Annotated in this window: 21 protein-coding genes and 1 riboswitch; of the genes, 7 read left to right on the top strand and 14 right to left on the bottom strand. The window is 59.0% G+C overall.

Annotated features, from left to right (window positions below):
* Positions 1–94 precede the first annotated feature (94 nt).
* Positions 95–310 (bottom strand): 30S ribosomal protein S21, encoded by a 216-nt coding sequence (gene rpsU / locus INF86_RS12945; RefSeq protein ID WP_001144069.1) that lies wholly within the window; start codon positions 308–310, stop codon positions 95–97.
* Positions 311–546: 236 nt separating this feature from the next.
* On the opposite strand from rpsU, the gene tsaD reads away from it, so the two are divergent.
* Complete coding sequence (gene tsaD / locus INF86_RS12940; protein WP_193543593.1) at positions 547–1,560, top strand: tRNA (adenosine(37)-N6)-threonylcarbamoyltransferase complex transferase subunit TsaD; 1,014 nt, start codon at positions 547–549, stop codon at positions 1,558–1,560.
* An 87-nt stretch (positions 1,561–1,647) separates the two neighbouring features.
* Here the strand turns inward: tsaD and ureG are convergent, their stop codons facing one another.
* The 10 genes from ureG to plsY all read right to left on the bottom strand — a co-directional run bounded on the left by ureG (position 1,648) and on the right by plsY (position 9,462).
* Positions 1,648–2,265: an urease accessory protein UreG gene (gene ureG, locus INF86_RS12935; RefSeq protein ID WP_023298635.1), complete on the bottom strand. Its 618-nt coding sequence runs from the start codon at positions 2,263–2,265 to the stop codon at positions 1,648–1,650.
* Positions 2,266–2,274: 9 nt separating this feature from the next.
* Positions 2,275–2,949: an urease accessory protein UreF gene (locus tag INF86_RS12930; RefSeq protein WP_032626324.1), complete on the bottom strand. Its 675-nt coding sequence runs from the start codon at positions 2,947–2,949 to the stop codon at positions 2,275–2,277.
* Complete coding sequence (locus tag INF86_RS12925; protein ID WP_193543592.1) at positions 2,949–3,488, bottom strand: HupE/UreJ family protein; 540 nt, start codon at positions 3,486–3,488, stop codon at positions 2,949–2,951. Before INF86_RS12925 ends, INF86_RS12930 begins: the two co-directional genes overlap by 1 nt.
* 9 nt (positions 3,489–3,497) lie before the next feature.
* Entirely contained in the window at positions 3,498–3,962 is a 465-nt protein-coding gene (ureE, locus tag INF86_RS12920) for an urease accessory protein UreE (RefSeq protein WP_045622949.1), read from the bottom strand.
* A gap of 9 nt (positions 3,963–3,971) precedes the next feature.
* Positions 3,972–5,675 (bottom strand): urease subunit alpha, encoded by a 1,704-nt coding sequence (gene ureC / locus INF86_RS12915; protein ID WP_058646839.1) that lies wholly within the window; start codon positions 5,673–5,675, stop codon positions 3,972–3,974.
* Positions 5,668–5,982 carry an urease subunit beta gene (locus INF86_RS12910; protein WP_015571906.1) on the bottom strand — a complete coding sequence of 105 codons (315 nt, stop codon included), beginning with the start codon at positions 5,980–5,982 and terminating at the stop codon, positions 5,668–5,670. Before INF86_RS12910 ends, ureC begins: the two co-directional genes overlap by 8 nt.
* A gap of 10 nt (positions 5,983–5,992) precedes the next feature.
* The gene (locus tag INF86_RS12905) at positions 5,993–6,295 is read right to left on the bottom strand and encodes an urease subunit gamma (RefSeq protein WP_003862556.1); all 303 of its coding nucleotides are present in this window, start codon (positions 6,293–6,295) and stop codon (positions 5,993–5,995) included.
* Between the two features lie 10 nt (positions 6,296–6,305).
* Positions 6,306–7,133: an urease accessory protein UreD gene (locus tag INF86_RS12900; protein ID WP_126490506.1), complete on the bottom strand. Its 828-nt coding sequence runs from the start codon at positions 7,131–7,133 to the stop codon at positions 6,306–6,308.
* A 156-nt stretch (positions 7,134–7,289) separates the two neighbouring features.
* Positions 7,290–8,756, bottom strand: a complete 1,467-nt coding sequence (locus tag INF86_RS12895; RefSeq protein WP_193543591.1) for an MFS transporter — start codon at positions 8,754–8,756, stop codon at positions 7,290–7,292.
* A 91-nt stretch (positions 8,757–8,847) separates the two neighbouring features.
* Positions 8,848–9,462 carry a glycerol-3-phosphate 1-O-acyltransferase PlsY gene (plsY, locus tag INF86_RS12890; RefSeq protein WP_022649440.1) on the bottom strand — a complete coding sequence of 205 codons (615 nt, stop codon included), beginning with the start codon at positions 9,460–9,462 and terminating at the stop codon, positions 8,848–8,850.
* A gap of 107 nt (positions 9,463–9,569) precedes the next feature.
* On the opposite strand from plsY, the gene folB reads away from it, so the two are divergent.
* Both folB and bacA read left to right on the top strand, forming a co-directional pair.
* On the top strand, positions 9,570–9,947 hold the full coding sequence (gene folB / locus INF86_RS12885) for a bifunctional dihydroneopterin aldolase/7,8-dihydroneopterin epimerase (protein ID WP_023306975.1): 378 nt from the start codon (positions 9,570–9,572) through the stop codon (positions 9,945–9,947).
* Positions 9,948–10,045: 98 nt separating this feature from the next.
* Entirely contained in the window at positions 10,046–10,867 is an 822-nt protein-coding gene (gene bacA, locus INF86_RS12880; protein ID WP_003862545.1) for an undecaprenyl-diphosphate phosphatase, read from the top strand.
* Between the two features lie 13 nt (positions 10,868–10,880).
* Here the strand turns inward: bacA and INF86_RS12875 are convergent, their stop codons facing one another.
* Together INF86_RS12875 and INF86_RS12870 are read right to left on the bottom strand one after the other, a co-directional pair.
* Positions 10,881–12,122: a multifunctional CCA addition/repair protein gene (locus INF86_RS12875; RefSeq protein ID WP_023298627.1), complete on the bottom strand. Its 1,242-nt coding sequence runs from the start codon at positions 12,120–12,122 to the stop codon at positions 10,881–10,883.
* Between the two features lie 60 nt (positions 12,123–12,182).
* Complete coding sequence (locus INF86_RS12870) at positions 12,183–12,803, bottom strand: TIGR04211 family SH3 domain-containing protein (protein WP_001303390.1); 621 nt, start codon at positions 12,801–12,803, stop codon at positions 12,183–12,185.
* A gap of 237 nt (positions 12,804–13,040) precedes the next feature.
* Between INF86_RS12870 and INF86_RS12865 the strand changes: the two genes are divergently transcribed.
* From INF86_RS12865 to hldE, 3 genes are read left to right on the top strand one after another with little or no spacing between them, the layout of a single operon-like run.
* Positions 13,041–14,342 (top strand): inorganic triphosphatase, encoded by a 1,302-nt coding sequence (locus INF86_RS12865; protein ID WP_193543590.1) that lies wholly within the window; start codon positions 13,041–13,043, stop codon positions 14,340–14,342.
* Positions 14,343–14,363: 21 nt separating this feature from the next.
* Positions 14,364–17,219, top strand: a complete 2,856-nt coding sequence (gene glnE, locus INF86_RS12860) for a bifunctional [glutamate--ammonia ligase]-adenylyl-L-tyrosine phosphorylase/[glutamate--ammonia-ligase] adenylyltransferase (protein WP_193543589.1) — start codon at positions 14,364–14,366, stop codon at positions 17,217–17,219.
* 40 nt (positions 17,220–17,259) lie between these two features.
* Positions 17,260–18,690, top strand: coding sequence for a bifunctional D-glycero-beta-D-manno-heptose-7-phosphate kinase/D-glycero-beta-D-manno-heptose 1-phosphate adenylyltransferase HldE (hldE, locus tag INF86_RS12855; RefSeq protein ID WP_015571898.1), 1,431 nt, complete (start codon positions 17,260–17,262; stop codon positions 18,688–18,690).
* Positions 18,691–18,804: 114 nt separating this feature from the next.
* On the opposite strand, the gene ubiK is transcribed toward hldE, so the two are convergent.
* Positions 18,805–19,101 carry a ubiquinone biosynthesis accessory factor UbiK gene (gene ubiK / locus INF86_RS12850; RefSeq protein ID WP_000566823.1) on the bottom strand — a complete coding sequence of 99 codons (297 nt, stop codon included), beginning with the start codon at positions 19,099–19,101 and terminating at the stop codon, positions 18,805–18,807.
* Between the two features lie 120 nt (positions 19,102–19,221).
* Positions 19,222–19,372, top strand: a riboswitch (FMN riboswitch).
* A 105-nt stretch (positions 19,373–19,477) separates the two neighbouring features.
* Between ubiK and ribB the strand changes: the two genes are divergently transcribed.
* A complete protein-coding gene (gene ribB, locus INF86_RS12845) occupies positions 19,478–20,131 on the top strand; it encodes a 3,4-dihydroxy-2-butanone-4-phosphate synthase (protein ID WP_003862538.1) in 654 nt (217 codons plus the stop codon).
* The last annotated feature ends 21 nt before the right edge of the window (positions 20,132–20,152 follow it).

The raw sequence follows: 20,152 nt of genomic DNA, 5'->3' as shown, positions 1-20,152 counted from the left end.
CTTATAAACGAAAACAAGCCGCGCATTCCTTCCGGAAGCACGGCCTTACGACTACAACTCTGTCTGTCAATTGAGGGCTGTGGCCCTCAACAGATTAGTACAGACGAGTACGGCGTGCGTTTTCGCGAGCCAGTTTCTTCGCGTGACGTTTCACAGCGGAAGCTTTAGCGCGCTTACGTTCGGTCGTTGGTTTTTCATAAAACTCACGACGACGAACTTCAGCCAGAACACCTGCTTTCTCGCATGAACGTTTGAAGCGACGCAGTGCTACGTCGAACGGCTCGTTTTCACGTACTTTAATTACCGGCATGTAACTCTCACCTTTAATAAATTCGGTTTGCCGCTGGCATCAACGCCAGCTTATTTCAAAATGGTGCGGAATTTTACTGCAAATGCTGCTGCTTTGTAAAGCACCGATGCGATTTTGAAAGGGACTTTTATAAGGGGGAAGAGTATACACGAGGCTTCTTCCTGGGGCGAACAAAGTTTTACATCAACCCGCCCAGGCTCTACACTGCGCGGTATTGAAACGAGGTAAAACAAGTCATGCGTGTACTGGGTATTGAAACATCCTGCGATGAAACCGGCATCGCGATTTACGACGACGAAAAAGGGCTTCTGGCCAACCAACTGTATAGTCAGGTGAAATTGCACGCTGACTACGGCGGCGTCGTGCCTGAACTGGCCTCTCGTGACCACGTGCGTAAAACGGTTCCCCTGATTCAGGCGGCACTGAAAGAGGCCGGGTTAAGTGCAAAAGATATTGATGCCGTGGCCTATACTGCAGGACCGGGCCTGGTTGGCGCGCTGCTGGTCGGCGCAACGGTAGGGCGTTCGCTGGCCTTCGCGTGGGACGTTCCGGCCATTCCGGTTCACCATATGGAAGGACATCTTCTGGCTCCGATGCTGGAAGCCAATCCGCCAGCGTTCCCGTTTGTGGCGCTGCTGGTCTCCGGCGGTCATACGCAGCTGATTAGCGTAACGGGCATTGGCAAGTATGAGCTGCTGGGCGAATCAATCGACGACGCGGCCGGTGAAGCCTTCGACAAAACTGCCAAGCTGCTGGGCCTGGATTATCCTGGCGGCCCGATGCTGTCGAAAATGGCCGCGCAGGGAACGGAAGGGCGCTTTGTCTTCCCGCGTCCGATGACCGATCGTCCGGGGCTGGATTTTAGTTTCTCCGGTCTGAAAACCTTCGCGGCGAACACCATTCGCAATAACGACGACAGCGAGCAGACGCGTGCCGACATCGCCCGCGCGTTCGAAGATGCGGTGGTGGATACGCTGATGATCAAGTGCAAGCGTGCGCTGGATCAGACGGGCTTTAAGCGCCTGGTGATGGCCGGTGGCGTGAGCGCCAACCGTACGCTGCGCGCGAAGCTTGCCGAAATGATGCAAAAGCGTCATGGGGAAGTGTTCTACGCGCGTCCGGAATTTTGTACCGATAACGGGGCGATGATCGCCTACGCCGGGATGGTGCGCCTGAACGCTGGCGCCACGGCTGACCTGAGCGTGTCCGTGCGTCCGCGCTGGCCGCTGGCGGAGCTGCCTGAGGCGTAAGTCTTTTGCCCGGTGGCGCTGCGCTTACCGGGTCTGCAAAAATCGTAGGCCGGGTCAGGCGAAGCCGCCACCCGGCAATAAACCGCACTACATCCGCAGCATCCCTTTCTCTTCCAGAAACGCAATAATCGTCGCCAGCCCGTCACCCGCCTTCAGGTTGGTAAAGGTCCACGGACGCTCGCCGCGCATGCGATTAGTGTCGCGCTCCATTACCTCCAGCGACGCCCCCACGTACGGCGCGAGGTCGGTTTTATTGATCACCAGAAAATCGGATTTGGTGATCCCCGGCCCGCCCTTGCGCGGGATTTTTTCCCCCTCGGCCACGTCGATCACGTAGATGGTGAGGTCCGCCAGCTCCGGGCTGAAGGTCGCGCTCAGGTTATCCCCGCCGCTTTCGACGAAGATCAGATCCAGATTGCCGAACTTCTCGCTCAAGGCTTCCACCGCTGCCAGGTTCATTGAGGCATCTTCGCGGATGGCGGTGTGCGGACAGCCGCCCGTTTCCACCCCTACGATGCGCTCTGGCTCAAGCGCACCCGCCTCGGTCAGGATGCGCTGATCCTCTTTGGTGTAGATATCGTTAGTCACCACCGCAAGATGATAGGTGTCGCGCATCGCCTTGCAGAGCGCTTCCAGCAGGGCGGTTTTGCCCGACCCTACCGGGCCGCCCACGCCAACGCGCAGGGGATGTTTGTAATCAGCCATATTGACTCCTCAGGAACGGAATAGTCGTGAATATTGGGTTTCGTGGCGTGCGGAGGCGATGGCGGACAGCGGTGTAGCTGCCCCCAGCGCGTCGTCGCCACGTAAAAATGCCTGTTCAAACCCGGCGGCAAAATGGTCGCTCAGGTCGATAATCAGCTGTTGTGCGGCCTGCTGCCCAAACGGCACCAGCTTGACGCCCGCCATCACCGCGCTCTCAATCCAGCTGTAGCCGAGGCTCAGCGCCAGCTCGCGCGCGCTAATGCCCCAGCGCACGCCGAGCCACGCCATACCGCCGAGCTGGCTCTGCATCAACAGCGGCAGCCATTCTGCCGGGCAGGCGGGTTCCCAGCTTTTAACCAGGCGCGTAAAGGCCGCGCCGCGGTTGCGTTCTTCCTCGCGCAGTTCGCGCGTTTCCCGACAGGCGAGGAGGTATGCCGTCCAGCGTTTTGCTGCCGCGACGTCCTGCTGCTCGCAGGCACAGTACAGGCGGATAAACAGCGGCAGGTCGACGCAGAAAAAGCTCTGCTCCATCTGCTGGATCTGCCAGCGCCTGAAGGCCTCAGCGTCCGTGATCCACCCGGCCTCGACAGCCCACTCCAGCCCCTGTGACCAGGTATACGATCCGACCGGCAGGCTACTGCTGGAGAGCTGCATCAGGCGCAGCCGCTGGCGGGCATGCTCCATCAGCTCATCAACGCCAGCAGGGCAGAGACGATCAGCCCGCCGCCGAAGGTTTTACGCAGGCCGTCGTGACGGCGCAGCAGCAGCCCTGCCGCGAAGCTGGCGCACAGCACCGTGGCACTGGCTAACATAAATCCGCTGGTAAAGAGCCAGAAGCTGTGGCCGGACATCTCCACGCCGTGCGCCCAGCCGTGGAACATCACCAGGGCTGGCACTGCCAGCAGCAGGCGATTTTCAGTCTTAAACATCATCACGCCGCAGACCGCCAGCGAGGCGATAATCAGCATCTCCATGCCGCTAAAGCCGCCGAGCAGGCTGCCCGCAACGGCGCCAGCAAGCATCATGCCGAGCGTTGCTAACGGCAGCAGCAGCTTGCGGCCGCTCAGGGCGGACAGCACGCCAGCCCCCGTCAGCATCAGCAGGTGATCCAGCCCGGTCAGCGGATGGAGAAAACCTGCCTGAAAGCTGTCGGTCCCGTGACCGGGATGGGCAAGCGCCGGAACGGAAAAGGCCAGCAGAAACAACGGCAAATACTTACGCATGATGAGTCCTTAATGTGAATGAGCGTGGGAGTGGTCATGGCTGTGGGCATCGCTGGTGTAAGCGCCCGCTTCCGGTTCAAAGGGCAGGCTGGCGAAGGTCACCTCCAGCCCGAACTGACGTAGCATGTCGTCGAGAACGTGATCGTGGTGGTAGCGCAGTTCGCCGGGCATGATTTGCAGCGGCACGTGGCGGTTGCCCAGGTGATAACAGGCGCGGGCGAGCAGGAACGGGTCGGCGCAGCGCACCACGGAAACCGACTCCGGGGCGGCGATCACTTCGATCACTTCGCTGCCGTCGTCGGTAGTCAGCAGGTCGCCCCCGCGCAGCAGCAGGCCGCGCGGCAGCATTAGCCCGGCTTCGCGGCCGTCGTTCAGCGCCACGCGGGCGCGGCTTTTTACCCGCACGTCAATCGGCAGCGTAACGCTGGCGGTGACGGGGTGCGCGTGGTCCAGGCGTTGGGTTAAATAAATCATCATCACTCCTCAAAACAGAAAATAGCGTTGCGCCATCGGCAAAACTTCTGCCGGTTCGCTGGTGATCAATTCGCCGTCGACGCGAACCTCATAGGTTTGCGAGTCAACGGTGATATTCGGCTGTAAATCGTTGTGGATCATGTCGGCCTTTTTCACCGTCCGGCAGCCTTTCACCACCGCAGTGGCGCTTTGCAATCCGAGCCGCTGCGGAATGCCGCTGGCATCAGCGGCCTGCGAGACAAACGTCAGCCGCGTGGCGTGGCGTGCGGCACCAAGTGCACCAAACATCGGGCGGTAATGCACCGGCTGCGGCGTGGGGATCGAGGCGTTGATGTCGCCCATCGGCGCGCAGGCGATCATCCCGCCTTTGACGATGGTGGCCGGTTTGACGCCAAAGAAAGCGGGGGACCAGACCACCAGATCCGCCAGCTTGCCCGCCTCAATAGAACCGACCTCATGGGCGATGCCGTGGGTAAGAGCCGGATTAATGGTGTATTTGGCGACATAGCGCTTCACGCGGAAGTTGTCGTTCTCGCCGGTCTCTTCCGGCAGTGCGCCGCGCTGCACCTTCATGCGGTGCGCCACCTGCCAGGTGCGGATAATCACTTCCCCCACGCGGCCCATGGCCTGTGAATCTGACGAGGTGAGCGAGAACGCGCCGATATCGTGCAGCACGTCTTCGGCGGCGATGGTTTCCCGACGAATACGGGATTCCGCAAACGCCACGTCCTCGGCGATATCCGGGTCGAGATGGTGACAGACCATCAGCATGTCCAGGTGCTCGTCGATGGTATTCACCGTGTAGGGCAGCGTCGGGTTGGTGGAGGAGGGCAAAATATTCGGGTGCGCGCAGGCGGTGATGATATCCGGCGCATGGCCGCCGCCCGCCCCTTCGGTGTGGAAGGTGTGGATGGTGCGCCCGGCGATGGCAGCCAGCGTGTCTTCGACAAAACCGGACTCGTTCAGCGTGTCGCTGTGTAGCGCCACCTGAATATCCATCTCTTCAGCGACCTCCAGCGAGCAGTTGATTGCCGCAGGCGTCGCGCCCCAGTCTTCGTGGATCTTAAGCCCGATGGCGCCAGCCGCGATCTGCTCGCGCAGCGCGTCCGGGTTTGAACCGTTCCCTTTGCCCAGCAGGCCAATATTCACCGGCAGCGTATCGGCGGCCTGCAACATGCGGGCGATATACCACGGCCCCGGCGTGCAGGTGGTGGCGTTTGTACCTGCCGCAGGGCCGGTGCCGCCGCCGATCATGGTGGTGACGCCGGAGACCAGCGCCTCTTCCGCCTGCTGCGGACAGATCCAGTGGATGTGGGTGTCGATCCCGCCAGCGGTGACGATCTTCCCTTCGGCGGCGATCACTTCCGTTGCCGCGCCAATCGGGATCGTCACGCCGGGCTGAATGTCCGGGTTTCCGGCTTTGCCGACGGCGAAGATCCGCCCATCTTTTATGCCGATATCCGCTTTCACAATCCCCCAGTGATCGACAATCAGCGCGTTGGTGAGCACCAGATCCACGCAGTCGTCGGCGGTCATCTGCCCCTGTCCCATGCCGTCGCGGATCACTTTTCCGCCGCCGAATTTAACCTCTTCGCCGTAGATCGTGAGATCGTCCTCCACTTCGATCCACAGCTCGCTGTCGGCCAGCCGCACTTTATCCCCGGTAGTGGGGCCGAACATATCGGCATACGCCTGGCGTGAAATCTCAGCCATGTTTCACCTCGCCCATGACCTCGCCGCGAAAACCGAAAATGCGCTGCGCGCCCGTCACCTGCACCAGCGTCACTTCCCGCTTCTGGCCGGGTTCGAAGCGCACGGCAGTGCCGGCCGGGATGTTGAGTCGGTAGCCTCGGGTGGCTTCGCGATCGAATTTCAACGCCGGGTTGACCTCGTAAAAGTGGTAATGCGAGCCGACCTGGATCGGCCTGTCGCCGTGGTTTTCCACGATCACACTTCGGGTTTCGCGCCCGACGTTGAGCGCAATGTTGCCGGACTGGATCCGGTATTCGCCTGGGATCATCACGCGCTCCTTACACGATCGGATTGTGGACGGTGACGAGCTTGGATCCATCCGGGAAGGTGGCTTCCACCTGGATATCCGGGATCATCTCCGGCACGCCCTCCATCACCTGATCGCGCGTCAGGACGTGGCGGCCGGCTTCCATCAGCGAGGCGACGGTTTCGCCATCGCGCGCGCCTTCCATAATAAAGGCGCTGATCAGCGCGACCGATTCCGGGTAGTTGAGCTTTACCCCGCGCGCGAGGCGGCGTTCGGCAACCAGCGCGGCGGTGAACAGCAACAGCTTGTCTTTTTCTCTGGGAGTCAGTTCCATAGCGTTTCTCTTATGTCTGCCAGATACGCGGCGAACAGGCGGTTTTGGGGGTTAAAAGCGGGCGAAGCGACTGCCAGATATCGCGCATCACCCGCTGGCAAATGAGGTTGTCGTGGGAGAGAAAACGCACCGACAGCAGGTCGTCGGTGAGCGTCGCCCCGCCAAAGTTTTCCAGCGGGGCGAGCCGCTCGCGCACTTTATCAAGATGAGCTTCCCGGGCCGGGTAGAACAGCAGCGTGCCGACCCACGGATGGCCTGCGACGGGCGACAGATCGCCATCGTTAAGATGCAGTCGCTCAATCAAACGCGGCTCGCCATCCACCCACACCTCAAGGCGGCTCTCCAGCGTGCCGTGGCTGAAGGATTCGTTTATCACCGGACGGCCCAGACAGTACAGCTCCCACGCCAGCAGCGTGCTGGTGGCCTTAAGATGGAAGACGGAACGCAGCGCGGCGTTAGCGCCGGGGAAAATTATGGTGTCCTGCGGCAGCCACTCCAGCGTGGCCTCTTCGTCGAGGTAAAAATGCTGATTCAGACAGGCCAGCGGGCCGCTGCTGCGATAGAACTTGCTGGCGCCGGGCATGGTGATGAGGGCATGGCTTTTGGCGTCGAGCCGCACGGAAATATCCAGCGTATCCCCGCCCACAATCCCGCCTGGCGGATGCAGCAGGTAAAGGTGACAGGTTTCCCCTTCGGGATAAAACGGGCGCTGAACGGTGAGCGGCCCGGTGTGACGCGCGAAATGGAGGAGGGTTTTCTCAGGGGTATAACAAAACTGGAGGGCAAGCGTGGCCTGCCAGCCTTTGTATGAATTATCAGTGACCTGAGTTGCTAACATGGTGCTTCCATTTCCACACTATCGGGGTACGTTTCAGTATGCCCTGGCGGAAATGAAGGCTGTCATATGAGTCGCTTATGGATAAAAAAACCGGTTCATGTGAGCCGGTTTCAGTAATGTAGGCCGGGTAAGCGCAGCGTCACCCGGCAAGAAAGGTTAACGATAATCCTCTGCATCCACATCATACCCCGACGGCTCCCAACGGATCGCCAGCAGCGATACCAGGCCGATAAACGGCGCCAGCGCAATCACCCAGAACACGGCGGTATCCAGCGACGCGACCAGCAGCGGGAACAGAAACAGTGACAGCGTTGAACTGCTGCGCATCAGCGTCTGGTTAAGCCCCACGCCCACGCCGCGCAGCGAGGTCGGGTAGCTCAAGGAGGCAAACGTCATGGTATGCGCACCCGGACCAAAACCCTGGCCAAACAGGAACAGCGCCAGCATCGCGACGGCGACCACGCCTTCCGTGGCCCCGTCAGGGCGGCCAATCAGCGCCAGACCGAGCAGCGCCGTAAGCTGGCACGCATAACCCGCCAGAGACATCCGCCATGCGCCGAAGCGCGGAACATAGCGCACCGCCAGCAGCCCGCCGACAAACGCAAACAGCAGGTTAAGCGCCAGCGAGATCAGAATGGTGGTCAGCATCGACTGCACAAAGAAGCTGGAGATGATCACCGGCAGGCCAAAGGCTACGGCGTTATAGGCGAACGAGGAGACGACCGACAGCAGCGTGGCGAGCGTGGTACGCCGCAGATAGATACCGCGGAACAGGTTCAGGTAGTTCGACCATTTTGCCTTATTGACCACCGGCGCGGGCTGGTCAAGCGCATCCTGTGGCACGTGGGCATTAATGTTGTACGACTGCCGCAGGATGGACGCCGCCTCTTTCAGATTGCCCTGATTCGCCGCCCAGACCGGGGATTCGCTCATATAACGGCTGCGGATGGCGATAATCACCAGCGCGGGCACCGCGCCGAAGCCAAGGATCAGACGCCAGAGCCAGTCGCTGTGGCCTTCCGGCAGCACGGCGTAGAAGAAGAGCACCAGAAGATAAGAGATGCTGATGGCCGCATACCAGGTGGGGCACCACATTGCCACGCTGGAGGCTTTATTCCCCGGGCCTTTCAGCCTGGCGAACTCGCTGAGAAACGCCATCGCCACGGGAAGGTCGATCCCGACGCCAAGACCCATCACAAAGCGCGCGCCCGCCAGCACATATTCGTTCGGAGCCAGCGCACAGGCGATGGCGGCGACGACAAAGAACACCATGTCGGCCATAAAGACGCGGTAGCGCCCGATTTTATCCGTAAGATAGCCGCCGAGCAGCGCCCCGACAATGGCACCAAAGGTAATGGCTGAAGCCACCATGCCGGTACCAGCGGGCGTCAGGTTAAATTCGCGGGTGATGTCTTTGATGCCAAATGCCAGCGCGCCGAGATCGTAGGCATCGAGAAAAATTCCCCCGAGCGCGATGCCGACCACGATGCGGGCATTGGCCCGGCCCTGAGAGCCGTCATTAACGAGACGTGAAACGTCCGATGCGCTGCGTACCCACTTGATGTCGCCATCCGGGGTGTTTCCTGCCGTTGGGAGGGGAGTTGTGTCTGTGATTTCTGCCATTTTCTTTTATGTGGTTGTGTTGTGTACCTAACAGTTACCACAGGCAGAAGGGGACAAAAATCACATTTGGTTATAAGGCATAACGAACGGTTTACTGAGCGTCTTTCTTTTTACGCTTGAGCTTCGTCCAGATTTTGGTTTCCTGACGACGCCACAGGCGCTGAATGTTGTCATGATGACGCAGCAGGATCAGGCACGAGAGCATCGATACCGGGAAGGTAAACTGCGGTTTGAACCACCAGACATAAAACGGAGCGATCAGCGCGCTGACGATGGCGCCCAGCGATGAATAGCCGCTCAGCAGGATGGTCAGCAGCCAGGTGCCCGCCATCACGCCAGTGAGATCCCAGCCGATCGGCGCAATCGCGCCAAACGCGGTTGCAACGCCTTTACCGCCTTTAAAACCAAAGAAAACGGGCCAGATATGGCCGACGCAGGCGGCGATAGCAATCAGCCCCAGCCAGAAGGGTGTGACGCCCAGCGCATACGCACCCCAGACGGGGAGCATTCCTTTCAGAACATCAAAAATCAAAACCGCTACGGCTGCTCCCTTGCCGCCAATTCGTAGTACATTGGTCGCCCCCGGATTCCCGGAACCACTTTCACGCGGGTCAGGCAACCCGGCGATGCGGCAGACCAGAATGGCGCTGGAGATTGAGCCGCAAAGGTAGGCGAGGATAATCATTCCAGGCGCGATTGCACTCATAACGCTGTTCCGTTTTGAAAATGTATCTGTATTCTCAGCATCTGTGGATAATACGCATAATTCGCCGGAAGTGGTATCCGGTTTAGCCAAAAAGCAGGCAGGTCGTGATGGATATTGTATTTATAGAGCAACTTTCGGTAATCACCACAATTGGTGTTTACGACTGGGAACAGACCATCGAGCAGAAACTGGTGTTCGATATCGAAATGGGCTGGGATAACCGCAAGTCAGCAAAAAGCGATGATGTGAATGACTGTCTGAGCTACGCCGACATCAGTGAAGCGGTCATCGGCCACGTGGAAGGACAACGTTTTGCGCTGGTGGAACGCGTGGCGGAAGAGGTAGCGGACCTGCTACTGAGCAAATTTAACTCCCCGTGGGTGCGCATCAAACTAAGCAAGCCGGGCGCGGTGGCGCGCGCCGCCAACGTGGGCGTCATCATTGAGCGTGGCACAAATCTGAAAGGAAAAGATTTAACGTCATAATAGCTAAACCATTTTAGGTTATATCGGTCTTAAAGCTGTATCTTTCACGGTTGTCCGCGTGGGACACCGTTTTTTTATATCTTTTTAGGGGTTTATAGATGAGCGATATGCACTCGCTGCTGGTGGCGGCAATTCTGGGTGTGGTCGAAGGATTGACGGAGTTTTTGCCGGTGTCCAGTACGGGCCATATGATTATCGTTGGCCATCTCCTGGGCTTTGAAGGCGATACCGCAAAGACGTTTGAGGTGGTGATTCAGCTGGGCTCTATTCTGGCGGTGGTCGTCATGTTCTGGCGTCGTCTGTTTGGTCTGATCGGCATCCACTTCGGGCGTTTACCGCAGCGTGAAGGAGAGGGCAAGGGGCGCCTGACGCTGATTCATATTCTGCTGGGGATGATCCCGGCGGTGGTGCTGGGGCTGGTGTTCCACGACACCATAAAATCGCTTTTCAACCCGATTAACGTGATGTACGCGCTGGTTGTCGGCGGCTTCCTGCTGATTGCCGCCGAAGTGCTGAAGCCAAAAACCCCGCGTGCAGAAGGTCTGGACGATATGACGTATCGCCAGGCGTTTATGATTGGCTGCTTCCAGTGTCTGGCGCTGTGGCCGGGCTTCTCCCGTTCAGGGGCAACCATTTCCGGCGGGATGCTGATGGGCGTGAGCCGTTACGCGGCGTCTGAGTTCTCGTTCCTGCTGGCGGTACCGATGATGATGGGCGCCACCGCACTGGATCTCTACAAAAGCATCGGCTTCCTGACCGTAGGCGACATTCCGATGTTCGCCGTGGGCTTTATCACCGCCTTTATCGTGGCGCTGATTGCCATCAAAACCTTCCTGCAACTGATTAAGCGTATCTCGTTTATTCCGTTCGCGATCTACCGCTTTATCGTCGCGGCTGCCGTGTACGTGGTCTTCTTCTGATGACCGACCGCCCTCAGTCTTTCGGCTGAGGGCAACGTTTTTCCTTCCACGCCGCAACCGCATCAATCCGCCGTTTCGTCAGCTCTTCGCGGATCTCCGGGCCTTTAAACCCTGCCTCCACCACCTCTTTCGTTGGCACCGCTTTTGCGATTTCCCACGCCTCACGCAGCAAACGACCCTGCGGATAATCGGACGCTTCAAACCCGGTACGGCCGCGCACGTCCGCTTCGCTGGTCAGCGCAATTTGCTCCACGCGCTGCGGCTTGCGCCAGGCGTCGATGTTATCGAACAGCCTGACGATGGTGGCGGGTTTCAGGATCGGAAAGGTGTGGATCAGGTCGTGGAACTCGGCGACCAGTTTTGCCAGATCGCGAATGTCATTCGGCACGCGCAGGCGCTGGCAAAGCCCTTCAACCAGCTTTACGCCAGCCGGACCGTGCCCGTGGTGGCGTGGCCACAACTCCTTTGGCGTTAACCCTTTGCCGAGGTCATGGCAGAGGGTGGAAAAGCGCACGTCCACTTCAGGGCTGAGCATAGCGGCCATGCTAAGCGTCATCAGGGTGTGAATGCCGGTATCAATTTCCGGGTGCCATTTCGCCGGGGCGGGCACGCCAAACAGCGCGTCTATTTCCGGGAACAGCACTTTCAGCGCCCCGCAGTCGCGCAGAACCTGGAAAAAGACCTGTGGGTTGCGGGTGGTCAGGGCGTTTTCGGTCTCTTTCCAGACGCGTTCTGGCGTCAGGTGTTCCAGCTCGCCCGCGTCGGTCATGGCCGTCATCAGCGCCATCGTCTCGTCGGCGATACGGAAGCTCAGATGGGCATAACGGGCGGCAAAACGCGCCACGCGCAGTACGCGAAGCGGATCTTCAGAAAAGGCGGGGGAAATATGGCGTAAAAGACGATCGCGCAGATCGTTCTGGCCGCCGTAGGCGTCGATGATATGTCCGTTTTCGTCCTGCGCCAGGGCGTTAATGGTGAGATCGCGGCGCAGTAAGTCCTGCTCCAGCGTGACATCCGGCGCGGCATAGCAGGTGAAGCCGGTATAACCGGAACCCGATTTCCGTTCGGTACGCGCCAGGGCGTACTCTTCGCGGCTTTTCGGATGGAGGAACACAGGAAAATCGCGGCCTACCTGCTGGTAGCCCGCGTCAATCATCGCTTCGGGCGTGGCACCGACCACGACCCAATCTTTATCTTTGACCGGCAGACCTAATAACGCATCACGTACCGCACCACCGACCAGATAACTCTTCACGCCAACACTCCCGTTTTCTCTTTTCGCAAGATGATACGTAAGTGTGGCAGAGAAGACGAGTTAGTTCATCCAGCGGTCTTTACGTTTACGGCTTGGGATAAGGTGAGGAAGCACCAGACCCAGCACCAGACCGACGCCCAGTACGCCGCCGCCATACATAAACCACTGCATGATGATGGTGCGTTGTTTGTCATCCAGCTGTAGATTAGCGGCGTTTACTTTCTTCTGTGCGACGATCAGCTCGTTTTTCAGCTTCTGATTTTCGTCTTTCAGACCGGCGATCACGCTGTCGCTTTGCGCCACTTTCTGCTGCATCTCTGCGGTGCGCTGGTTCCAGGTACCGTCAATGTTGTTCAGCTTATCGGTCAGGGTTTTCACCTGATTTTCCAGATCCGGCACGCGGGTGCGCAGGCTTGGCACTGTGCTTAGCTCTTTCAGCGGGATCCATGAGGTGCGGCCAGAGCTGTCACGAACCTGACCGTAATTGGTGTCTGCGTTAGTTTGCAGCAGAGTCACTTCCTCGCCGGCATTTACCGTACCCACGAGGCGATAATTGTCTCCAGGGCCGCTGCGTACCCAGGTATTCAGTTCATCAGAAACGTAACGTTTCTCTTCAGCGTGGACCGCGGTTGCGGCGCTAAAAGCGAGTAAAGTAAGTCCAATCAGGCGTAATTTAAGCATATCAGTCGTTATTTTCATAAAAAGTGGAACGATAGTAGTGGTATCAGTGTCGCTACGCAAAGGATTCATCATCAATCGGAATCATCTGTGTCATGATTTCCACCGCTTTAAACTTTTACGCCCGTCAAATTGCTCATTGCGTGGCAATTTGGCGCAAAATACTATGTACTGACAAACAAATGGCGAGGAAGTTCGCCTTCATCGACGCGTCTGTGACGCACGCAAAAGTACAAGGCTATGGCACAAGAGATCGAATTAAAGTTTATCGTCGAAAAAGACAGCGCTGACGCGCTCCGCCAGCATCTGAATACGCTGTCCGGCGAGCACCATGAACCCGTACAGCTGCTCAACATCTATTACGAAAAGCCGGACAACTGGCTGCGCAACCACGATATGGGCCTGCGCATCCGTGGTGCGAACGGGCGCTACGAGATGACGATGAAAATCGCCGGTCGCGTGGTGGGCGGTTTGCACCAGCGTCCGGAATACAATATCGACATCAGTAAGCCAGAACTTGAGCTGGATCGTTTTCCGGCGGAAGTGTGGCCGGAAGGGACGCTGCCCGCAACGCTGTCGGCAGAGGCGCAACCGCTGTTCAGCACCGATTTCTGGCGCGAGAAATGGCTGGTGACGGAAGGCAAGAGCCGTATTGAGATCGCGTTTGATCGGGGTGAAATTAAGGCTGGTGAAGAGCAGGAGCCGATCTGCGAGCTGGAGCTTGAACTGCTGGAAGGCGACGCGAGCGACGTGCTGAAGCTGGCGCGCAAGCTGGTAAACCAGCCTGGCCTGCGTCAGGGCAGCCTGAGTAAAGCGGCGCGCGGCTATCACCTGGCCGCCGGGAATGCGCCGCGCGTGCTGCGAGAAACCCCGATTTTGCGCGTTGTGCCGAAAGCCTCCGTTGAGCAGGGCATGGAAGCGGCGCTGGAGCTGGCGCTCTCTCAGTGGCAGTACCACGAGGAGCTGTGGGCGCGTAACGTGAAAAATGCCAAAAAACAGGTGCTCGCTGCTATGGGGCTGGTGCGTCACACCCTGGCGCTGTTCGGCGGTATTGTACCGCGTAAAGCCAGTGCTCACTTACGTGATCTGCTCACTCAAACCGAAACGCTGATGCTTTCTGACGTGTCGGCACAAACGGCGATCTACAGCTCGCAAAACGCCAGCGCGAAACTGGCGTTGACCGAATTTCTGGTGACGCGCGGCTGGCGCATTTTCCTCGATGCGAAAGGGCAGACTAAAATCGCGGAAAACTTCAAACGTTTTGCGGATATCCACCTCTCCCGTCACGCGGCCGAGCTGCGAACCACCTTCGCGCATCCGCTGGGCGATCAGTATGGCGATCAGCTTCCCCGCCTGGCGCGTAACATCGACAGCATGTTGCTGCTGTCAGGTGCGTATGAGGGCGTGAAGGCGCAGGCCTGGCTGGAGAACTGGCAGGGGCTTAAGCATGCCATCGAGACCCGTCAGCAGATTGAGATCGAGCATTTCCGCAACGAGGCCATTTCGCAGGATCCGTACTGGCTGCACAGCGGAAAACGTTAATTCTGGCAAGGAACCCCTGATATGCCGCTTTCTTCGCAGTTACAGCAGCACTGGCAGACCGTTTGTGAACGCCTGCCTGAGTCGTTACCCGCGTCATCGTTAAGCGAGCAGGCGAAAAGCGTGCTCACGTTCAGTGATTTTGTGCAGGAGAGCGTCAGCGCTTACCCGGACTGGCTGGCAGCGCTGGAAAGCGCGCCGCCGCAGGCTGACGAGTGGCGGCATTATGCTGGCTGGCTGCAAACCGCGCTGGCAGAGGTGGCAGATGAACCCACGCTGATGCGCGTTCTGCGTCAGTTCCGCCGCCGGGTGATGGTACGCATTGCCTGGGCGCAGGCGCTGGAGCTGGTGAGTGAAGAGAGCACCTTGCAGCAGTTGAGCGAGCTGGCGCAGACGCTGATCGTCGCCGCGCGGGACTGGCTCTACGCCGCCTGCTGTAAAGAGTGGGGCACGCCGTGCAGCGAAGACGGGGTTCCGCAACCGCTGTTGATACTGGGGATGGGCAAGCTGGGCGGCTGCGAGCTCAATTTCTCCTCAGACATCGATCTGATTTTTGCCTGGCCGGAAAACGGCTCCACGCGCGGCGGTCGTCGCGAGCTGGACAACGCCCAGTTCTTTACCCGCCTCGGCCAGCGGCTGATTAAGGCGCTGGATCAGCCCACCCAGGATGGTTTTGTCTACCGCGTGGACATGCGTCTGCGTCCTTTTGGCGACAGCGGGCCACTGGTGCTGAGCTTTGCCGCGCTGGAAGATTATTACCAGGAGCAGGGGCGCGACTGGGAGCGTTACGCGATGGTCAAAGCGCGGATCATGGGCGACAGCGACGATGCCTACGCCAACGAGCTGCGCGCCATGCTGCGCCCGTTCGTGTTCCGCCGCTACATCGACTTTAGCGTGATCCAGTCCCTGCGAAATATGAAAGGGATGATTGCCCGCGAGGTGCGTCGCCGTGGCCTGAAAGACAACATCAAGCTCGGCGCGGGCGGTATTCGTGAGATCGAATTTATCGTCCAGGTCTTCCAGCTAATACGCGGCGGGCGTGAACCTTCTCTGCAATCCCGCTCGCTGCTGCCGACGCTGAGCGCTATCGAGCAGCTGCATCTGCTGCCGGAAGGCGATGCGCAAACGCTGCGTGACGCTTATCTCTTCCTGCGTCGTCTGGAAAATTTGCTGCAAAGTATCAACGACGAACAGACCCAGACGTTACCGGGCGATGAGCTGAACCGGGCGCGTCTGGCCTGGGGGATGCGGGTGGATGACTGGGCAGCGCTGACGGAACGGCTGGAAGCGCATATGGCGGGCGTGCGCCGCATCTTTAACGATCTGATCGGCGACGACGAAAGTGAATCGCAGGACGATGCGCTCTCCGAGCACTGGCGCGAACTGTGGCAGGACGCGCTTCAGGAAGATGACACCACGCCGGTGCTGGCGCACTTAAGCGACGATGCCCGCCATCGCGTGGTGGCGTTGATTGCTGATTTCCGTCTCGAACTGAACAAACGCGCCATTGGCCCGCGCGGTCGGCAGGTGCTGGATCATCTGATGCCGCATCTGCTGAGCGATGTCTGCTCCCGCGAGGATGCGCCGGTGCCGCTGTCGCGCATGATGCCGCTCCTGAGCGGGATCGTCACGCGTACCACCTACCTTGAACTGTTAAGTGAGTTTCCCGGCGCGCTGAAGCATCTGATTTCCCTTTGCGCCGCCTCCCCGATGGTGGCGAACAAGCTGGCGCGTTATCCGCTGCTGCTCGACGAACTGCTCGACCCGAATACGCTCTATCAGCCGACGGCGACGGATGCTTACCGCGACGAGCTGCGTCAGTATCTGCTGCGCGTACCGGAAGAGGACGAAGAGCAACAGCTTGAGGCGCTTCGTCAGTTTAAGCAGGCGCAGATGCTGCGCGTGGCGGCGGCAGATATCGCCGGCACCCTGCCGGTAATGAAAGTGAGCGATCACTTAACCTGGCTGGCGGAAGCGATCATCGACGCGGTTGTCCATCAGGCGTGGGTGCAGATGGTGGCCCGCTACGGGCAGCCGAAACACCTTGCAGAGCGCGAAGGCCGCGGTTTTGCGGTGGTGGGTTACGGCAAGCTGGGCGGCTGGGAGCTGGGCTACAGCTCCGATCTGGATCTGATTTTCCTCCACGACTGTCCGGTTGACGTGATGACCGACGGCGAGCGCGAAATCGACGGGCGGCAGTTCTACCTGCGCCTGGCCCAGCGCATCATGCACCTGTTCAGCACTCGCACCTCATCCGGCATTCTGTATGAAGTGGATGCGCGTCTGCGCCCGTCCGGCGCGGCAGGCATGCTGGTTACCTCCACGGAGGCTTTTGCCGACTATCAGAAGAACGAAGCCTGGACGTGGGAGCATCAGGCGCTGGTGCGCGCCCGCGTGGTGTACGGCGATCCGCAGCTCAAAACGCAGTTCGATGCGATCCGCAAGGCGGTCATGACGACCCCGCGCGAAGGCTGTACGCTGCAAACCGAAGTGCGGGAAATGCGTGAGAAAATGCGCGCGCACCTTGGCAACAAACATCGCGATCGCTTTGATATCAAAGCTGATGAGGGCGGGATTACCGATATTGAGTTTATCACTCAGTATCTGGTGCTGTTGCACGCGCACGATAAGCCGAAGCTGACCCGCTGGTCGGATAACGTGCGCATACTGGAACTGCTGGCGCAGAACGACATTATGGATGAGCAGGAGGCGCAGGCATTAACCCGCGCCTACACCACGCTGCGTGACGAGCTGCACCATCTGGCCTTACAGGAACAGCCGGGCCATGTGGCGCTGGACGGTTTCACCGATGAACGCGCGCAGGTGACCGCAAGCTGGCAGAAGTGGCTGGTGGAACCGTGCGTAACAAAACAAGTGTGATATTATCGCGCGCAAATTGTGAATCTTTCTGGAGTCAGGAATGAAAGTAACACTGCCAGAGTTTGAACGTGCTGGAGTTATGGTTGTCGGGGATGTGATGCTGGATCGCTACTGGTATGGGCCGACCAGCCGTATCTCTCCGGAAGCGCCGGTGCCGGTAGTTAAGGTCGACACCATTGAAGAACGTCCAGGCGGCGCGGCAAACGTGGCGATGAACATAGCCTCGCTGGGCGCGCATTCGCGTCTGGTGGGCCTGACCGGCATTGACGATGCGGCGCGTGCGCTGAGCCAGTCGCTGGCGGACGTGAACGTGAAGTGCGACTTCGTTTCTGTTCCGACCCACCCAACCATCACCAAGCTGCGCGTGCTGTCGCGTAACCAGCAGCTGATCCGCCTCGACTTTGAAGAAGGGTTCGAAGGCGTTGATCCTGAGCCGCTGCATGAGCGCATTAGCCAGGCGCTGGGCAATATCGGCGCGCTGGTGCTGTCTGATTATGCCAAAGGTGCGCTGGCGAGCGTGCAGACCATGATCCAGCTGGCGCGCAAAGCCAGCGTTCCGGTGCTGATCGACCCGAAAGGCACCGATTTTGAGCGCTATCGCGGCGCAACCCTCCTGACGCCCAACCTCTCTGAGTTTGAAGCGGTGGCGGGCAAGTGCAAAACTGAAGAAGAGCTGGTTGAGCGCGGCATGAAAATCATCGCTGATTTCGAGCTGTCTGCGCTGCTGGTGACCCGTTCCGAACAGGGCATGACGCTGCTGCAACCGGGCAAGGCGCCGCTGCATATGCCAACCCAGGCGCAGGAAGTGTACGACGTGACCGGTGCCGGTGATACGGTGATTGGCGTGCTGGCGGCGACGCTGGCGGCGGGGAACTCCCTGGAAGAAGCGTGCTACTTCGCGAACGCCGCGGCGGGCGTGGTCGTCGGTAAACTCGGAACCTCCACCGTTTCGCCAATCGAGCTGGAAAATGCGGTGCGTGGGCGTGCGGATACCGGCTTTGGCGTCATGACCGAAGACGAGCTGAAAGTGGCCGTTGCCGCCGCGCGCAAACGCGGTGAAAAAGTGGTGATGACGAACGGCGTGTTCGACATCCTGCATGCGGGTCATGTCTCGTATCTGGCGAATGCGCGCAAGCTCGGCGACCGCCTGATTGTGGCGGTCAACAGCGATGCCTCAACCAAACGTCTGAAGGGTGAAACGCGTCCGGTGAACCCGCTGGAGCAGCGCATGATAGTGCTCGGCGCGCTGGAAGCGGTGGACTGGGTGGTCTCATTTGAAGAAGACACCCCGCAGCGCCTGATTGCCGGAATTCTGCCTGACCTGCTGGTGAAGGGCGGTGATTACAAGCCAGAGCAAATCGCAGGTAGCGAAGAGGTCTGGGCGAATGGCGGTGAAGTGATGGTGCTCAACTTTGAGGACGGGTGTTCAACCACCAACATCATTAAGAAGATCCAGAAAGACAGTCAGTAAAAAACGGGCCAGTTGGCCCGTTTTTTTATGTCGGGTGGCGGCTGCGCCTTACCCGACCTACGCGTTCATGTAGGCCCGGTAAGGCGTAGCCGCCACCGGGCACAACAGACCGCACTATGCCTGGTCATCCACCGGTGGAATAGCTGGCGCTGGCTTCACCTCTTCCGGCGCATTGCGGCTCTCCAGCTCGCTCAGACGCTGTTCCAGCAGCGCCAGCTTCTCGCGGGTGCGCAGCAGCACCTGCGTCTGCACGTCAAACTCTTCGCGGCTGACTAAATCAAGGCGAACCAACTGTGCCTGCAACGTCTGGCGAATTTTCTTCTCAACGTCATCACCAAACTCACGAATACCTTTCGGCATGGACTCATGAACCTGACGCGCGATCTGCTCAATTTTCTTTGGGTCAATCATTGTCGTTTCCCTTGATGAAAAGGTGTTAGTGCCTATTGTAGCGCGTCATGCCGCGGGTTAAACAAAATTGTTTGAAGCTTATGCATTGCCCAGGGTAATCATTAGCGTTATAGTTATCTCGCTTATTCTCAGGGCGGGGCGAAATTCCCCACCGGCGGTAAATCAGCTTAACGCTGAAAGCCCGCGAGCGCTTTGGGTGAATTCTCAAAGGTCAGCAGATCCGGTGTAATTCCGGGGCCGACGGTTAGAGTCCGGATGGGAGAGAGTAACGATCCAGTCGGGCAAGGCCCGCTCACGTTATTTTTTTGCCGCTTGTACGGCGCTCCTAAGACTGCCCTGATTCTGGTAACCATAAAGTTAATGAGGTTTTTTTACCATGAATCAGACGCTACTTTCCTCTTTTGGCACTTCAACTCAACGTGTTGAACATGCACTGGATGCACTGCGCGAAGGCCGCGGTGTGATGGTGCTTGACGATGAAAACCGTGAAAACGAAGGCGACATGATTTTTGCCGCCGAGAACATGACCGTTGAGCAGATGGCGCTGACCATCCGTCACGGTAGCGGCATCGTATGCCTGTGCATCACCGAAGACCGTCGCCAGCAGCTTGATCTGCCGATGATGGTTGAAAACAACACTAGCGCCTTTGGTACCGGCTTCACCGTGACCATTGAAGCGGCACATGGCGTCACCACCGGGGTGTCGGCGGCTGACCGCCTGACTACCGTGCGTGCAGCGATTGCTGATGGTGCAAAACCCTCCGATCTGCACCGCCCTGGTCATGTCTTCCCGCTGCGCGCGCAGCCGGGCGGCGTGCTGACCCGTGGTGGTCATACCGAAGCGACCATCGATCTAGTGACGCTGGCTGGCTTCAAACCCGCAGGCGTGCTGTGCGAACTGACCAACGATGATGGCACCATGGCGCGCGCGCCGGAGTGCATCACCTTTGCGCGTCTGCACAATATGCCAGTGGTGACGATTGAAGACCTGGTTGAATACCGCCGGGCGCATGAGCGTAAAGCCAGCTGAACATGCTGATGTGAAAAAGCC

Source organism: Enterobacter cloacae complex sp. I1M, from assembly GCF_014982425.1.
GTDB classification, from domain to species: domain Bacteria; phylum Pseudomonadota; class Gammaproteobacteria; order Enterobacterales; family Enterobacteriaceae; genus Enterobacter; species Enterobacter intestinihominis.
Note: the sequence above shows the minus strand (reverse complement) of the source record. Positions and strands in the feature narration are given on the sequence as shown.

What these genes read in the sequence shown, in the direction of transcription:
- rpsU (WP_001144069.1), bottom strand. Translation starts at nt 310, where the DNA reads ATGCCGGTAATTAAAGTACGTGAAAACGAGCCGTTCGACGTAGCACTG.
- tsaD (WP_193543593.1), top strand. Translation starts at nt 547, where the DNA reads ATGCGTGTACTGGGTATTGAAACATCCTGCGATGAAACCGGCATCGCG.
- ureG (WP_023298635.1), bottom strand. Translation starts at nt 2,265, where the DNA reads ATGGCTGATTACAAACATCCCCTGCGCGTTGGCGTGGGCGGCCCGGTA.
- INF86_RS12930 (WP_032626324.1), bottom strand. Translation starts at nt 2,949, where the DNA reads ATGGAGCATGCCCGCCAGCGGCTGCGCCTGATGCAGCTCTCCAGCAGT.
- INF86_RS12925 (WP_193543592.1), bottom strand. Translation starts at nt 3,488, where the DNA reads ATGCGTAAGTATTTGCCGTTGTTTCTGCTGGCCTTTTCCGTTCCGGCG.
- ureE (WP_045622949.1), bottom strand. Translation starts at nt 3,962, where the DNA reads ATGATTTATTTAACCCAACGCCTGGACCACGCGCACCCCGTCACCGCC.
- ureC (WP_058646839.1), bottom strand. Translation starts at nt 5,675, where the DNA reads ATGGCTGAGATTTCACGCCAGGCGTATGCCGATATGTTCGGCCCCACT.
- INF86_RS12910 (WP_015571906.1), bottom strand. Translation starts at nt 5,982, where the DNA reads ATGATCCCAGGCGAATACCGGATCCAGTCCGGCAACATTGCGCTCAAC.
- INF86_RS12905 (WP_003862556.1), bottom strand. Translation starts at nt 6,295, where the DNA reads ATGGAACTGACTCCCAGAGAAAAAGACAAGCTGTTGCTGTTCACCGCC.
- INF86_RS12900 (WP_126490506.1), bottom strand. Translation starts at nt 7,133, where the DNA reads ATGTTAGCAACTCAGGTCACTGATAATTCATACAAAGGCTGGCAGGCC.
- INF86_RS12895 (WP_193543591.1), bottom strand. Translation starts at nt 8,756, where the DNA reads ATGGCAGAAATCACAGACACAACTCCCCTCCCAACGGCAGGAAACACC.
- plsY (WP_022649440.1), bottom strand. Translation starts at nt 9,462, where the DNA reads ATGAGTGCAATCGCGCCTGGAATGATTATCCTCGCCTACCTTTGCGGC.
- folB (WP_023306975.1), top strand. Translation starts at nt 9,570, where the DNA reads ATGGATATTGTATTTATAGAGCAACTTTCGGTAATCACCACAATTGGT.
- bacA (WP_003862545.1), top strand. Translation starts at nt 10,046, where the DNA reads ATGAGCGATATGCACTCGCTGCTGGTGGCGGCAATTCTGGGTGTGGTC.
- INF86_RS12870 (WP_001303390.1), bottom strand. Translation starts at nt 12,803, where the DNA reads ATGCTTAAATTACGCCTGATTGGACTTACTTTACTCGCTTTTAGCGCC.
- INF86_RS12865 (WP_193543590.1), top strand. Translation starts at nt 13,041, where the DNA reads ATGGCACAAGAGATCGAATTAAAGTTTATCGTCGAAAAAGACAGCGCT.
- glnE (WP_193543589.1), top strand. Translation starts at nt 14,364, where the DNA reads ATGCCGCTTTCTTCGCAGTTACAGCAGCACTGGCAGACCGTTTGTGAA.
- hldE (WP_015571898.1), top strand. Translation starts at nt 17,260, where the DNA reads ATGAAAGTAACACTGCCAGAGTTTGAACGTGCTGGAGTTATGGTTGTC.
- ubiK (WP_000566823.1), bottom strand. Translation starts at nt 19,101, where the DNA reads ATGATTGACCCAAAGAAAATTGAGCAGATCGCGCGTCAGGTTCATGAG.
- ribB (WP_003862538.1), top strand. Translation starts at nt 19,478, where the DNA reads ATGAATCAGACGCTACTTTCCTCTTTTGGCACTTCAACTCAACGTGTT.